Annotated in this window: 12 protein-coding genes; 4 read left to right on the top strand and 8 right to left on the bottom strand. The window is 67.9% G+C overall.

The genetic code is table 11. The features are described 5' to 3' along the window. Positions 1-12: 12 nt before the first annotated feature. The 5 genes from ACZ5TO_RS21895 to ACZ5TO_RS21875 form a co-directional block, all read right to left on the bottom strand. Positions 13-1,311, bottom strand: a complete 1,299-nt coding sequence (locus tag ACZ5TO_RS21895; RefSeq protein WP_464800685.1) for an alpha/beta fold hydrolase — start codon at positions 1,309-1,311, stop codon at positions 13-15. A gap of 9 nt (positions 1,312-1,320) precedes the next feature. Further along, entirely contained in the window at positions 1,321-2,274 is a 954-nt protein-coding gene (locus tag ACZ5TO_RS21890; RefSeq protein WP_464800684.1) for an ABC transporter permease, read from the bottom strand. Next, a complete protein-coding gene (locus ACZ5TO_RS21885) occupies positions 2,271-3,239 on the bottom strand; it encodes an ABC transporter permease (protein WP_464800683.1) in 969 nt (322 codons plus the stop codon). The genes ACZ5TO_RS21890 and ACZ5TO_RS21885 overlap by 4 nt, the downstream gene beginning before the upstream one ends. Continuing rightward, positions 3,236-5,080, bottom strand: coding sequence for a dipeptide ABC transporter ATP-binding protein (locus tag ACZ5TO_RS21880; RefSeq protein WP_464800682.1), 1,845 nt, complete (start codon positions 5,078-5,080; stop codon positions 3,236-3,238). Before ACZ5TO_RS21880 ends, ACZ5TO_RS21885 begins: the two co-directional genes overlap by 4 nt. A gap of 224 nt (positions 5,081-5,304) precedes the next feature. Beyond that, a complete protein-coding gene (locus ACZ5TO_RS21875) occupies positions 5,305-7,050 on the bottom strand; it encodes an ABC transporter substrate-binding protein (RefSeq protein ID WP_464800681.1) in 1,746 nt (581 codons plus the stop codon). Positions 7,051-7,315: 265 nt separating this feature from the next. Between ACZ5TO_RS21875 and ACZ5TO_RS21870 the strand changes: the two genes are divergently transcribed. Continuing rightward, entirely contained in the window at positions 7,316-7,879 is a 564-nt protein-coding gene (locus ACZ5TO_RS21870) for a helix-turn-helix domain-containing protein (protein ID WP_464800680.1), read from the top strand. A 35-nt stretch (positions 7,880-7,914) separates the two neighbouring features. Then, positions 7,915-8,862, top strand: coding sequence for a LysR family transcriptional regulator (locus tag ACZ5TO_RS21865; RefSeq protein ID WP_464800679.1), 948 nt, complete (start codon positions 7,915-7,917; stop codon positions 8,860-8,862). Here the strand turns inward: ACZ5TO_RS21865 and ACZ5TO_RS21860 are convergent. Genes ACZ5TO_RS21860 through ACZ5TO_RS21850 form a run of 3 tightly spaced genes read right to left on the bottom strand, consistent with a single transcriptional unit; the run spans position 8,852 to position 11,564 of the window. Then, positions 8,852-9,652, bottom strand: coding sequence for a M55 family metallopeptidase (locus ACZ5TO_RS21860; RefSeq protein WP_464800678.1), 801 nt, complete (start codon positions 9,650-9,652; stop codon positions 8,852-8,854). The genes ACZ5TO_RS21865 and ACZ5TO_RS21860 overlap by 11 nt on opposite strands. Next, entirely contained in the window at positions 9,649-10,686 is a 1,038-nt protein-coding gene (locus ACZ5TO_RS21855; protein ID WP_464800677.1) for a DmpA family aminopeptidase, read from the bottom strand. Before ACZ5TO_RS21855 ends, ACZ5TO_RS21860 begins: the two co-directional genes overlap by 4 nt. 26 nt (positions 10,687-10,712) lie before the next feature. Continuing rightward, positions 10,713-11,564, bottom strand: a complete 852-nt coding sequence (locus ACZ5TO_RS21850; protein WP_464800676.1) for a D-amino-acid transaminase — start codon at positions 11,562-11,564, stop codon at positions 10,713-10,715. A gap of 258 nt (positions 11,565-11,822) precedes the next feature. Here ACZ5TO_RS21850 and ACZ5TO_RS21845 point away from each other — a divergent pair, with 258 nt between their 5' ends. Then, on the top strand, positions 11,823-12,401 hold the full coding sequence (locus ACZ5TO_RS21845) for a tyrosine phosphatase family protein (protein WP_464800675.1): 579 nt from the start codon (positions 11,823-11,825) through the stop codon (positions 12,399-12,401). Between the two features lie 122 nt (positions 12,402-12,523). Next, on the top strand, positions 12,524-13,546 hold the full coding sequence (locus ACZ5TO_RS21840) for an LLM class flavin-dependent oxidoreductase (RefSeq protein WP_464800674.1): 1,023 nt from the start codon (positions 12,524-12,526) through the stop codon (positions 13,544-13,546). Positions 13,547-13,714 lie beyond the last annotated feature (168 nt).

Here is a 13,714-nt window from a genome sequence, read left to right as displayed (position 1 = left end):
ATTGTCTTTCCTTCAGTGGTCGGCCTTCAGCGGCCCGCCCTTTTCGGCGACCATCGACAGGAGCCGCTCGAAGACCGAGCCCGACTGGCGGATGCCGTCATGCTCGAATTCGTTGGTGACCCAGGCGTCGAGATTGCCGACGGCCCTGGCCGTCGCGAGCGAGAGGCCGGCATCGACATACATGTCGTCGAAATAGACGACCGCCGAGACCGGCACGGCATTTTCCGCAAGGCGTGCCTTGTCGTAGAGCCGGCCATGGCGGGGCCGGCGGGCAAGCGCCTCGGCGGCGGCCCGGAAGGGTTTCAGCAGCGCGATCTCCTCGAACATCCACGGATAGATCATCTCGCCGGTGAAGAGCAGTGGGCGCGCCTTGGCGTCGAATTCCGGGAATTCGGCAAGCACGCGCCCGGCCGCCCATTCCGTCGCCCCCTCGCCCTCGCCGTAGATCGCCTCGTGGATTGCCGCAAAAAGCGGATTTCCGTTATAGGCGGTCGCGTGCATCAGCGCGCCGAGGAACTGGTCGGACAGGCGATCCGGGGCGGCGAAGGCCTCGTCGAGCAGCCAGTGGATGTTCTCGAAGCCCGGACCCATGCCGAAATCGAGGCCGAGGCTCTGGAAGCGGCGCACCGTCAGGCGGTCGCCATCCGGCAGCCTCACGACATTCGCATCGAGGAAATCGGCGATGCGGGCAACCAGCGCCCGGTCGTCCGGATAGCGCTTGTAGAAGATCTCGTTCTTGGCGCGCACACGCGGATAGGTGTGGCGATAGACCGCCTCCGCCGAGGGGTCGAGGCCCGGCAGGCCGCCGGCGACGTAGCAGGCGGAAAGGCCGTCGGGCGCGCGGCTGAGATAGGTCAGCGTCAGGAAGCCGCCGTAGCTCTGGCCGAGCGTCTGCCAGCGCGCGCCGCCGAAGATCGTCTTGCGCAGGTGCTCGAGGTCGTCGACGATGGAATCGGCACGGAAGCAGGCAAGGTAGTCGGCGCCCGCCTCGCCGTCGAAGCCGGCGATGGTCGCCGCGTCCACGGGGGTGGAGCGGCCCGTGCCGCGCTGGTCGGGCAGGAGGATACGGTGCGTCTTCAGGGCCCGGGCGAGCCAGGGCGGGCTGCTCTTGGTCGGACGCGGCGACTTGCCGCCCGGCCCGCCCTGCAGGAAGCAGAGGAGCGGTAGTTTTTCGTCCTTGCGGGCGGGATCGACCACCTCGCGCGCGAAGACCTCGATGGTCCTGCCATCCGGCTTCGACCAGTCGAGCGGGACGGTCACGACATGATCGCGCACATGCAGGCCGGGAATGGTGTATTCGGAGACGATCATGGGATTTCCTCAACGGACGCGCGGATCGAGCAGCACGTAAAGCAGGTCGACCACGATATTGGCGATGACGATGAACAGGCCGCCGAGCAGGACGACGCCGATGATGATCGGCCTGTCCTGGTTGGCGACCGCCTGCACGGCGAGCGCGCCGACGCCCTGGAGCCCGTAGACCTGCTCGATGACGATGACGCCGCCGAGCAGGAGCGCGATATCGGCGCCGAGCTGGGTGACAAGCGGCGTCAGTGCGGCGCGAAGGCCGTGCTTCCAGACGACGCGGCGCTCCGAAAGGCCTTTGGCCCGGGCGGTGCGGATATAGTCCTCGCCCATCACGTCCAGCATCTGGCCGCGCGTCAGGCGCGCATAGATCGCCGCCATGGTCAGCGCCAGCGTGGTCCAGGGCAGCGCGAGATGCCAGGCCCAGACCAACGGATCGGATGTGAGCGCCTTGTAGCCGCCGGCCGGAAACAGGGTGAAACCCGCCTGCCTCGGCATGAAGTAGAGCAGATAGAGCGACATCATGCCGAGCACGAAGGTCGGGAAGCTGAGACCGACGAGGATGAAGGCCTGCCCCAGCCGGTCGCGCAGGCTTCCGACATGGCGCGCCGACATGATGCCGATCGGCACGCCGATGGAAAGCCAGAGCAGCGCTCCGCCGAGCACCAGCGACAGCGTGACCGGAATACGCCTGAGGATGATCGGCGCGACCGGCTGCTGGTTGCGGTAGGAAAAGCCGAGGTCGCCGGAGAGCGCCTTCTGCATGAAGGCGCCGTATTGCACGATGATCGGCCGGTCGACGCCGAGATTCTTACGGATCTGCTGGAGCTGGCTTTCGGTCGCCTTGTCGCCGGCGATCATGCGGGCGGGATCGCCGGGCGCGACGAAGAACAGGAAGAAGACGAAGGCCGACAGGACGAGGAGCACGCCGGCACCGAAGCCGACACGGCTGGCAAGGAAACGGATCATGGCTTGGCCCCTGCCTTCGGCTGGCGCCTGAGGCGGCGCACGGTGCGGGCGCTCTTCGGGTCGAGCGCGTCGCGCAGGCCGTCGCCGAGGATGTTGAAGGCGAGCGTGGTCATCAGGAGCGCCGTGCCGGGCACGAAGATCAGCCACCAGGCGACGAGATAGAGCGAATTGGACGAGGCATCCGCCAGCATGCCGCCCCAGCTCGGCGTCGGCGGCACGATGCCCATGCCGAGGAACGAGAGCGTCGCCTCGAAGACGATGGAATTGGGGATCTGCATGGTCGTGTAGACGATGATCGGCACGGCGAGATTGGGCAGGATGTCGACGACCATGATCGACAGCGGCCCGGCGCCGAGCGAGCGGCTCGCCAGCACGAAATCCTGCCGCCGCAGCGAGATGACCTGACCGCGGATGACGCGCGCCATCGGCGCCCAGCTGAAGAAGACGATGACGACGACGGAGAGCGCAAGGCTCGGCCCGAAGGCCGAGACGAGCGCCAGCGCGCAGAGCAGGAACGGCACGCTCATCACGAGGTCCGTCAGCCGGCTGAGGACGAGGTCGACCGTGCCGCCGAAATAGCCCGCCGTGGTGCCGACGACGACGGCGATCAGCGAGGCGAGCATGGAGGCGAAGACGCCGACGAGCAGCGAAACCCGCGCTCCATAGGCAAGCCGCACGAGGACGTCGCGGCCGAGCTGGTCCGTGCCGAGCCAGAATTCCGCACCCGGCCCCACCGGAATGCCGGCCGGCGACAGGCCCGTCTCGCGGAACTGCTCGATCGGCGAATGGCCGGTGATCCCGGCCACCCACGGCGCGACGATCGCCAGCAGGATCACCGCGAGGATGACGCAGAGCGCCGCCATGCTGGCGGTATCGCGCCGGAGCCGGCGGACCGTCAGCGCGAAGGAGCCGCGCTGGACGACGTCGGCCTCGGGGGAAGGTTCGTTCACCGTGGTCTCGCTCATGCCAACCCCCGTGTCTCTACAAGCACGCGCGCACCGCCGTCCGCAAAGGCCGGCAGCGTCCTGGAGGCTGAAAGCAGCGTGCGCGTATAGTCGTGCTGCGGATCGGCAAACAGCCGCTCGGCCGTCTCCAGCTCGACGATCCGCCCGCCCTGCATCACCGCGATGCGGTCGCAGACATGGCGCACGACCGAAAGGTCGTGGGAAATGAAGAGATAGGTGAGGCCGAGGTCGCGCTGCAATTCGCGCAGGAGGTTCAGCACCTGCGCCTGGATCGACACGTCGAGCGCCGAGACGGGCTCGTCGCAGATGATCAGCGCCGGATTGAGCGCCAGCGCCCGGGCGATGCCGATCCTCTGGCGCTGGCCGCCGGAGAATTCGGCGGGGAAACGGTTGTAGTGCTCGGGATTGAGGCCCACCATCTCCATCAGCCGGCGTACCTTCTCGCGCCGCTCCTCGCCGCTCGCAATGCCGTGCAGGCGGAAGGGATCGCCGATGATGGCGCCGACGCGTCGGCGCGGGTTGAGCGAGCCGAATGGGTCCTGGAAGACGAGCTGCACCTCGCGCCGCATCTCGCGCCAGGCCCGCGCGTCGAGGCGCGCCATGTCCCTGCCCAGCACGCGCACGCGCCCGGAGGTCGCCGGCACCAGCCCGGCGACGATGCGCGCCAGCGTCGATTTCCCGCAGCCGCTCTCGCCGACGAGGCCGACGGTCTCGCCGCGCCCGACCGTCAGGTCGATGCCTTTCAGCACCTCCAGAGAACGCTTCGCGCCGAAGAAGCTGCCCGTCTGGTAGGTGAGGCATACGTCCTCGATCTCGGCGACCGGTTCTGGATCGGCGGCCTTTGCGGCGACAGCCGCCGCCGCCATGGCCGGGCGCGCCCTGCCGGCCCCGGCCTCCAGCCAGCAGAGGGATTCGACCCCGTCGTCATAGATCCGCAGCGGCGGGCGCTCGCCGGCGCAGCGCGCCAGCGCCTCGGGACAGCGCGGGGCGAAGACGCAGCCGGCGGGCGTCGCGAGCAGGCTCGGCGGCCGGCCGCCGATCGGCGCAAGCTCCGTGCCCGGCCGGTAGCTGGCCGGCGTCGAGCGCAGCAGGCCCGCGGTATAGGGATGGGCCGGGGCGCGGAAGACATCGGCCGCCCTGCCGTATTCCAGCCGGTTGCCGGCATACATCACCATCACGTCGTCGGCGACGGAGGAGAGCAGGCCGAGATCGTGGGTGATGAGGATGACGGTGGTGCCGAAATCGCGCCGCATGGCATCGAGCAGTTCGACGATCTGCGCCTGCACGGTGACGTCGAGGGCCGTCGTCGGCTCGTCGGCGATGATCAGCGCGGGCTTGAGGATCAGCGCCATGGCGATCATCACGCGCTGGCGCATGCCGCCGGAAAACTGGTGCGGATAGTCGTCGAAGCGCTCGGCAGGCGCAGGAATGCCGACCTTGCCCAGCATGTCGACGACGCGCGCCCGCGCCTCGGCCGGGCCGATCGTCTCATGGGCGTGCAGCACTTCGGCGATCTGCGCGCCGATGGTGTAGAAGGGATGGAGGCTGGAAAGCGGGTCCTGGAAGATCATGCCGATGCGCCCGCCGCGAAGGCGCCGCATCTCCTCCTGCGAAAGGCCGATGAGGTTCCTGCCCTCGAACCAGACCTCGCCGGAAATATCGGCATTGGACAGCAGCCCCATCACCGCCTGCGTCAGCACGCTCTTGCCCGAGCCGGATTCGCCGGCAATGCCGAACAGCGAGCCCGGCCGAATCGCGAACGAGACGTTGCGCACCGCATGCACAGTGCCGTCCTCGGTCGGAATATCGACGGTGAGGCCCTTCGCCTCGAGAATAGCCACGTCCGCCTCCATTTTGTCTGCGGAAGATAAGAAGCTTCGCCGTGCCGGCGGAGTCATGCGTTCCGGGTAGCCCCCTCATCCGCCTGCCGGCACCTTCTCCCCGACGGGGAGAAGGCAAAAGCGGGAAGGCTGGCGACCCTTTCTTTCTCCCCACGGGGGAGAAGGTGGCCCGAAGGGCCGGATGAGGAGTTCATTCCCTGCATCCGGCGTGGCCGTCTATCGGCTCAGCGTTCGATCCACAGGTTGGTCCAGTCGCCTTCGACGCCGAGCGCGTAGGGCTGGTAGTTCTTGACGGCCTCGCTGCGGTAGCGCGGGTTCTTGTTGGCGATCAGCGGCACGACGGGCGCATCCGCCATCACCAGCTCGTCGACCTCGGCCCAGAGCTTCGCGGTCTCCTCGGGCGTCGTGGCGTTGATCGCCTGCCCGGCGATCTCGTTGGCCTTCGGGTTGTTGTAGTCCGTGTAATTGTAGGTCTGGTGCGTGCCGTCGAAGGTGAATTGCGGCTGGAAGACGGAGCGTGCGGCGCCGCCCACCCAGTCCGGCGTCCAGCCCACGGGCGCGATGTCCCAGGTGCCTTCCTTGGTGTTGACCGGGTTGGTCATGAACTTGGAATAGTAGTCGGCGGCGGTCACCGGCGTCATTTCCAGCGTGATGCCCGCACGCGCGAGGCTCGCCTGGAGCGTGGCGGCGGTCGCCACCTCAAGGTCCTTGTTGCGATAGGGCATCTTCAGCGTGATACCGTCCGGGAAGCCCGCCTCGGCCAGGAGCGCCTTGGCCTTTTCCGGGTCGCCCTTGGCGTCCGGCGAGGGATAGAGATCGAACTTGTGGTAGCCGAGGACGCCGATGCCGAAGATGCCGTTGGCGGGCTCGGCGACGGTCGAGCCGCCCCATTGCTGCACGATGGCCGCCTTGTCGACGGCATATTCCAGCGCCTGGCGCACGCGAAGATCCTTCAGCGCACCCTTGTTGTTGTCCGAGACGGTGTTGATGAAGAGGAAGTTCGTGTTGCCCGAGGACATGGCCGTCAGCTTCTCGTCGCCCGTGGCGGCGAGCGTCGCGAGGATCGCGGTCGGCACGTTGATGTCATAGGCAAGGTCGCCGTCGCCCGACTGGAGCTGCTGCATGATGGCGTCGGCCTGCAGGCCCATCGTGATATCGATCTCGTCGACATAGGCCTTGCGCAGCGGGTCGCTCTCCGGCTTCCAGGCCGGGTTGCGCACGAGCTTCAGGCTGGTGTCGGGCGTATATTCGCCGATCGTATAGGGGCCGCTGCCGATGAAGTTGGCGCGGAAGTCCGGGCTGTCGGGCACGTAGTCCAGCGTCTCCAGCGCGACAGGTGCGGGCATCGGCAGGGACAGCATGTAGACGAAGTCGCCGGCCCGCTCCTTCAGCTTGAAGATCACCGTCCTGTCGTCCGGCGTCTCGATGCCGGTAACGTCGTTGCCCTCCATATAGGCCTTCATCGCCGCCGGCGTCGGCTCGACCTTGGCAAAACCGTCGCAGAATTCCGAAAGGCCGGAGATCAGCGCCGTGAAATAGGTGAGCGTCGAGGCCTGCATATGCGGGTTGCACAGGCGCTTGAAGCCGCGCTCCACATCGGCCGAGGTGATCTGGCGCGCGCCGGAGGGCGCATTCCACATCGCCCCGTCGCGCAGCGTGAACGTATAGGTGAGGCCGCCATCGGTCGGCTGCGGAACCTCGGTCGCAAGGTCCCCCACCGGCTTGATCGCCACGTCCGGATCGGTCGAGGCCTCGTAGCTGACGAGCTGGCGGGAAATCGCACGCATGAGGTTGTTGGTCGGCACCATGCCGGCGAGCGTCGGGTCCATGTGGTCGGGCTCGCCCGTCGCCAGGATGCGCAGCACGCCGCCGGTCTGCGGCTCCTCCTGCGCCAGCGCGCCGCCGGCCTGCATCAGGCCGATCACCGCGGCCGTCGCCATCAGGAACTTCCAGTTCGTCTCCATGCGCATGGGCTCCTCCCTTGAGCTTCATCCTCACATGCGAAAGTCATTACTCAAAAATTGAACCATTGCAAAAGAAATTGAGGCGCAGTAGAAAAATTTTCGCAGATGCCGGATCGGGAGGCAAGGCGGGTCGCGGCGCGCGCCGAAAACCCCGGGCCTTACGCCGTCCGGCACATCGACATCGCGGATTGCTTGGCCCATATTCCGGCCATCTCCAATCCGCGGAACAGGTTCGGCAATGTCGCAAGAGGCAGGAGCGAGGAAGAAGGGCGTGGCAGACAGCGTCGCGGAGGAACCCCTCGGCAAGAAGATCCGCAAGCGCCGGCGCGCCATCGACATGACGCTCCAGCAGGTCTCGGAGCGCGTCGGGCTGTCCATCGGCTTCCTGTCGCAGATCGAGCGCGGCGCCTCGACGCCCTCGCTCGCCTCGCTCTGCAACATCGCCGAGGCGCTGGGCACCAGCGTCGACGCCTTCGTCAAGGCGCCGCCGCGCGCCACGGGCGCCGTCTCGCGGCAGGGCGAGCGGGAGGCCTTCAGCCTCGGCGACGCCCGCCGGACCTACGAGCTGCTGGGCGCCGGTTTTGCCGATGCCAGGCTGCACCCCACCCTCGTACGCCGCCCGCCGGGCCATGTCTCGGAGATCATGCACAACGAGGGCGAGGACTTCGTCTATATCATCGAGGGTTGCATCCTGCTGGAGGTGGGCGGCGAGCGCCATATCCTCAACAAGGGCGATTCCATGCATTTCCAGTCCCATTTGCCGCACCGCTCCGCAACGCTCGGCAACGAGACGACGCTGGAATTGTGGGTGCGCACGCAGCCGCTCTTTTCCTGAGCGCGGCCGGCGGCAAGGCATGGAGGACGGCGGCGATGGAGATCAAGTGGCTGGAGGATTTCGTGACGCTTGCCGACACGTCCAGCTTCTCGCGGGCGGCGGAATTGCGCAACGTCACGCAGTCCGCCTTCAGCCGCCGCATCAAGCAGCTTGAAGGCTGGCTCGGCGCGACGCTCATCAGCCGCGCGACGATGCCTGCGGAACTGACGCCGGCGGGGCGCTCCTTCCTGCCGGTCGCCCAGGAGGCGATCCGCACCTTCTATGCCGCGCGCGAGGCGCTGCGCCCGTCGCACGAGCCGGGCCTCGTCCGCTTTGCCGCGCTCCACACGCTGACGGTGACCTTCTTCCCGCAATGGCTGAAGGCGCTGGAAACAGCGGGCGGCGCCTTCAGCACCTCCCTCCTGCCCGACCGCGGCGGGATCGAAGCCAATCTCGACGCGCTTATCGGCGACGAGGCGGATTTCTTCCTTACCTACGCCCACCCCGAAGTGCCGTTCCATCTCGACCGCGGCCGGTTCGCCTCGCTGACGGTCGCCCATGACCGGCTGATCCCGCTCGCCGCGCCGCGCCTTGCGGTCGCCGGCAGCGAGCAGAAGGGACTGAACCTCATCGACCGCGCCGTTGCGCAGCCGCGGCTTGCCGTCCCCTATCTCAGCTACGGGTTCAATTCGTTCTTCGGCGTCGCGCTCTCGCGCCTCTTCCTGCGCCGCCCGCCTTTCCGGCGGCGCACGACGCACGAGAACACGATCAGCGCCGGGCTGATGACCATGGCCGTCACCGGCGCGGGCGTCTGCTGGCTACCGGAAAGCCTTGCGCGCGACGAGATGGAGGCGGGCCGGCTCGTTCCCGCCTCGGCGGACGAGGGCTGGAACCTCGACCTCGAAATCCGCCTCTATCGCCACGCCGGCAGCCGAAGCGGCAGGGTCGAGGACCTCTGGCGCACCGCCGGGCGGGTGCTGGAGGCTTGCCCGGTCAGACCTTGAGGAAGACCAGCGCCCGGAGGATTTCGGCGAAATCGGCATGCGCGAAGGCGACGGCGCGGGGGCCGTGCGCATAGGCGCCCGGATACCAGCCGGCCCGATAGGCGTCCGTCGGGTTGTTGAACTCGATGACGACTTCGTAGCGCTCGGCGCGGGCGGGCAGCGCCGCGGCGAAATCGCCGGAGAGCGCGGCGGCGACCCCTTCGCGGATCAGGCGGCGCGACCAGGCCGGCGAGAGGGAGGTCGAGGCGCGGCCCGCGCCCTCCAGCGTCTCGACCGTGGCAAGGCCCGGCACCATCGCCCGCGCCTCGGCGCACATCTGCGCATCGCCGGCGAGGAAGACGGAGGGCACGCCATAGCCGGCCGCGCAGAGCGCGTTGACCGTGAATTCCGAGGCGACCTCGCCGTTGAGGACGAGGCGCGAGATGCGCAGGTTCGAGGTATGGGCGAGCGGGTTCGCCTCGCTGCCCGCCTTCGAATGGTAGCCGGTATAGATCGCCGCGGCGAAGCCGGCGTCGAGGCCGAACATCATCGCGTCGGGATGGCCCGACCAGCCGCGGACGATCCGCACATAGTCCGGCAGCCGGTCGAGGATGAGGTTGCGGCCGCTGTCATGGGCGTCCTTAATCACCACTTCGCTCGCCCCGGCGGCGCGCGCGCCCTCGCAGGCGGCGACGACTTCCGCCGTCATCAGCGCGCGGAACTCGGCCCAGTCGGCATGGGTGCGTTCGGCCTCGTCCCAATGGGCGATGCCTGCGGTGCCTTCGATATCGGCGGAGATGAAGACTTTCATGGGACGGGGTTCTCCTTGAGCCAGTCGGCAAGTGCGGGATAGAGGCGGCCGTTGCGGCCGGGCGTTGCCGACGCCGCGCAGAGCGCGTTGAGGACGGCTTCCTGCGTCGTCTCGGCAGCGGCGCGGAAGGCAAGGTCGATATGGTCGTCCGCAAGGCGCTGCTGCATGGTCACGGGCGACGACGGCTCGTGCTCGACCGGATCGGCCGTCGTGAAGCAGAGGACGACATCGCCGCTGCCGTTGCCCCAGAAGGCGCCGAGCCGGGCAAGGCCCGCGCCGCCGCGCCGTGCGACGCGCTGCAATTGCCGGTCGCCGAGCGGCAGGTCGGTTGCCATGACGACGATCACCGATCCGCGCTCGGGGCTTGCCGGCGCGCGCGGTTCGGGACGCCGCCCGTCCGGCAGGACGAGATCGCCCGCCGCGCCGAAATTGGCGAGCACCAGCGTGCCGAGCGTGAAATCGCGTTTGGCGACGCGCAGCTTTCGCGAGGCCGTGCCGATCCCCGCCTTGAAGCCGAAGGCCGTCATGCCCGAGCCTGCGCCGACGGCGCCCTGCTCGACCGGCCCGGTGCGGGCGGCATCCAGCGCCGCCCCGGCATCGGCGGGAGTGACGGCCAGCGCCTGGATATCGTTGATGGCGCCGTCGTTGCATTCGAGAACGAGCGGATTGACGGTCGAGGTCTTGCGGCCGATCGCCGGATTGGCGGCGATGGCGCGGCGGATGAGGGCCTCGGTGCAGGCCGAAACGGCGAAGGTGTTGGTGAGCAGGATCGGCGTCTCGATGGTGCCGAGCTCGGCGACCTGCATGAGGCCGGCCGACTTGCCGAAGCCGTTGATGACCTCGACGGCGGCGCGCGGCTTGACGCGGAAGAGGTCGCCCGGATGGGGAACCACCGCCGTCACGCCGGTGAAGACGCCCTCGCCGCGCAGCGAGCGATGGCCGACCGCAACGCCCGGCACGTCGGTGATCGCGTTTTCCGCGCCCGGTTCGAGCCGCCCCTTCGGGATCAGCCCCCATTGCCGTGCCGTCTGCATGTCGCCCCTCTTCCGCTCCTGCCCTTTTAGGCCGGAACGCCGGCAGCTTCCAGATAGAGGGCCTGGAGTTTGCGCGTCATCGGTCCCGGTCGCCCGTCGCCGACCGCCTGGTCGCCGATACGCACCACCGGCGTAACGAGGCTGGAGGCCGATGTCTGGAACGCCTCGGCCGCCTCCTGCGCCTCCTTCGGCGTGAAGGCGCGTTCCTCGATCCGCAGGCCGTGCCGCTCGCAGAGCCGCGCGAGGGCGCGCTGCGTGCAGCCCGGCAGGGTCGCCTCAGACGCGGCGCGGGTGATGATGCGGCCGTCATGGGTGATGATGTGGGCGGTGGACGAGGCCCCTTCCGTCACCACGCCGTCCTCCACCAGCCAGACGTCGGAAAAGCCGCGCCCGCGCGCCGCCTGCTTGGCCATCACCTGGCCGAGCAGCATCGTCGTCTTGATGTCGCGCCGGTGCCAGCGCGGATCGGGCTGGAGATCGACCGCGATGCCCTCGGCCTGCGCCTTCGTGCCGGTCAGGGTCTTTGCCTGCGTGAAGCCGATCAACTTCGGCTCCATCGCCCCGGGATAGAAGAAATCCCGGTCCGCCTCGCCGCGCGAGACCTGGAGATAGACGACGCCGTCCGAAAGTGCGTTGCGGCCGATCAGCCCGGCCTGCACCGCCTCGATATCGGCACGCGACAGGGAAAGCCGGATATCCAGCTCGCCGAGCGAGCGTTCGAGGCGGGCCAGATGCAGGTCGTTGTCGATCATGCGCCCGGCGATCACCGCCGTCACCTCGTAGACGGCATCGCCGAACAGGAAGCCGCGGTCGAAAAGCCCGATCCGCGCCTCTTCCTCCGGGACGAACTGCCCGTGGACGTAAACGATCCTGCCCATATGATCCTCTTCATGCCTCGTTTGCCTTGCGGCGGACATTGGCGGGGCTTGCCGCCGCGCGCCAATTCAATTTGGACAAAAGCCCATGCAGAAATGGACTGGCCTCAGTCTTTTCAATGCGTTGATGGAAATTCAAATATAGGCTGAGCCGATTCCGCGTCTTGTTTTTGCCGCCCTGCCGGGCATGATGGGCAAGGCGCTTCGCGCGATCCGCCCTTTGAGGTCATACCCTCCGGCACAGAAGTGAAAGAGACGACGATGGATGTGATTTTTTCTCCCGAACTCACCGTTTGCGGGATCGAGGAGCTTGGCGGCCACAGCACCCGCAACGTGACCCATGTCCTCTCGCTGATCGACCCGGAACGTGCTGAGCTGGAAGCGTTCGGCGCCTACGGGACCCATCGCCGCACAGTCCTGCGCTTCCATGACATCATCGACGCTCTGCCCGGCCGCACCATGCCGACGCCGCATCATGTCGAGTCGATCCTGCGCTTCGGCGAGGAATTCTCCACGCGGCAGGACGCCGATGCGGCCGGCCACATCCTCGTCCATTGCCATATGGGCGTGTCGCGCTCCACGGCCGCGATGCTGACGCTGATGGCGCAGGCGAACCCCGGCGAAGCCGTCGACAGCCTCTTCGAGCGGCTGGTGGCGATCCGCCCGCAGGCCTGGCCGAATTCGCAGATGGTCGGCTTCGCCGATACGCTGCTCGGCCGCAGGGGCGACCTCACCGCCGCGCTCGCCCGCCACTACGGCCGACAGGTCAAGGCCCGCCCGCAATTCGTCGAGTGGATGACGGAACTCGGCCGCGAGGCGGAACTGCGCATGGCGGTCTGAGGCCCATCGGCCTCGATCTGTGAACGCACCGTTCTCCGGGAGCGGCTTTTCAAGCCGGGGGCGATCCACCATGTTTGGCCCAACACTCCCTCCAACGGACGCATAGCGTCGAGGCTGACACCATGAAGAAAATCGGTTTCCTCTCCTTCGGGCACTGGACACCCTCCCCCCAATCCGGAACCCGCTCGGCCGGCGATACGCTTCTCCAGTCGATCGACCTTGCCGTCGCCGCCGAGGAGCTCGGCGCGGACGGCGCCTATTTCCGGGTGCATCACTTCGCCCGCCAGCTCGCCTCTCCCTTCCCGCTGCTGGCCGCCGTCGGCGCGCGCACGAAGACGATCGAGATCGGCACCGCCGTCATCGACATGCGCTACGAGAACCCGCTCTACATGGCCGAGGACGCCGGCGCGGCCGACCTCATCTCCGAAGGCCGCCTCCAGCTCGGCATCAGCCGCGGCTCGCCCGAGCAGGTGATCGACGGCTGGCGCTACTTCGGCTACCAGCCGCAGGAGGGCATGAGCGATGCCGACATGGGCCGCCGCCATGCGGAAGTGTTCCTCGACGTCTTGAAGGGCGACGGCTTCGCCGAGCCGAACCCGCGGCCGATGTTCCCCAACCCGCCCGGCCTCCTGCGCCTCGAGCCGCATTCGCAAGGGCTTCGCGAGCGCATCTGGTGGGGCGCAGGCTCCAACGCCACCGCCGAATGGGCCGCAAAGCTCGGCATGAACCTGCAGAGCTCGACCCTCAAGGACGACGAGACGGGCGAGCCCTTCCATGTCCAGCAGGCGGCACAGATCCGCGCCTATCGCGAGGCCTGGAAGGAAGCGGGCCACAGCCGCACGCCGCGGGTGTCCGTGAGCCGCAGCATCTTCGCCCTCGTCGACGACCGCGACCGGGCCTATTTCGGCCGCGGCGGCAAGGAGCAGGATTCGATCGGCTTCATCGACGACAAGACCCGCGCGATCTTCGGGCGTTCCTATGCCGACGAGCCGGACAAGCTGATCGACCAGCTTGCCGCCGACGAGGCGATCCGCGAGGCCGACACGCTGCTCCTGACCGTGCCGAACCAGCTCGGCGTCGAATACAACGCCCATGTCATCGAGGCGATCCTGAAGCACGTCGCGCCGGCCCTCGGCTGGCGCTGACGAAAACGCCGCGGAAGCCATTCCGCGGCGTTTCCTTTTCGGGCAGGGCATTTCCGGCCTGGCGGCAAGCGCGCGACAGAACACACTTTTCCCACCTTCGGCACAAACTCCGCCGGGCTTCAGGCTCGGACAAGCTCACCCCTGTATCGAGCAATCTGCCGAACCCGT

The sequence above is a fragment of the Shinella sp. Sh6 genome (assembly GCF_055392685.1).
This window is presented reverse-complemented; position numbering and strand designations above follow the sequence as displayed.

Coding starts and splice junctions, on each gene's coding strand:
- ACZ5TO_RS21895 (WP_464800685.1), bottom strand. CDS start 1,311: ATGATCGTCTCCGAATACACCATTCCCGGCCTGCATGTGCGCGATCAT.
- ACZ5TO_RS21890 (WP_464800684.1), bottom strand. CDS start 2,274: ATGATCCGTTTCCTTGCCAGCCGTGTCGGCTTCGGTGCCGGCGTGCTC.
- ACZ5TO_RS21885 (WP_464800683.1), bottom strand. CDS start 3,239: ATGAGCGAGACCACGGTGAACGAACCTTCCCCCGAGGCCGACGTCGTC.
- ACZ5TO_RS21875 (WP_464800681.1), bottom strand. CDS start 7,050: ATGCGCATGGAGACGAACTGGAAGTTCCTGATGGCGACGGCCGCGGTG.
- ACZ5TO_RS21865 (WP_464800679.1), top strand. CDS start 7,915: ATGGAGATCAAGTGGCTGGAGGATTTCGTGACGCTTGCCGACACGTCC.
- ACZ5TO_RS21860 (WP_464800678.1), bottom strand. CDS start 9,652: ATGAAAGTCTTCATCTCCGCCGATATCGAAGGCACCGCAGGCATCGCC.
- ACZ5TO_RS21855 (WP_464800677.1), bottom strand. CDS start 10,686: ATGCAGACGGCACGGCAATGGGGGCTGATCCCGAAGGGGCGGCTCGAA.
- ACZ5TO_RS21850 (WP_464800676.1), bottom strand. CDS start 11,564: ATGGGCAGGATCGTTTACGTCCACGGGCAGTTCGTCCCGGAGGAAGAG.
- ACZ5TO_RS21845 (WP_464800675.1), top strand. CDS start 11,823: ATGGATGTGATTTTTTCTCCCGAACTCACCGTTTGCGGGATCGAGGAG.
- ACZ5TO_RS21840 (WP_464800674.1), top strand. CDS start 12,524: ATGAAGAAAATCGGTTTCCTCTCCTTCGGGCACTGGACACCCTCCCCC.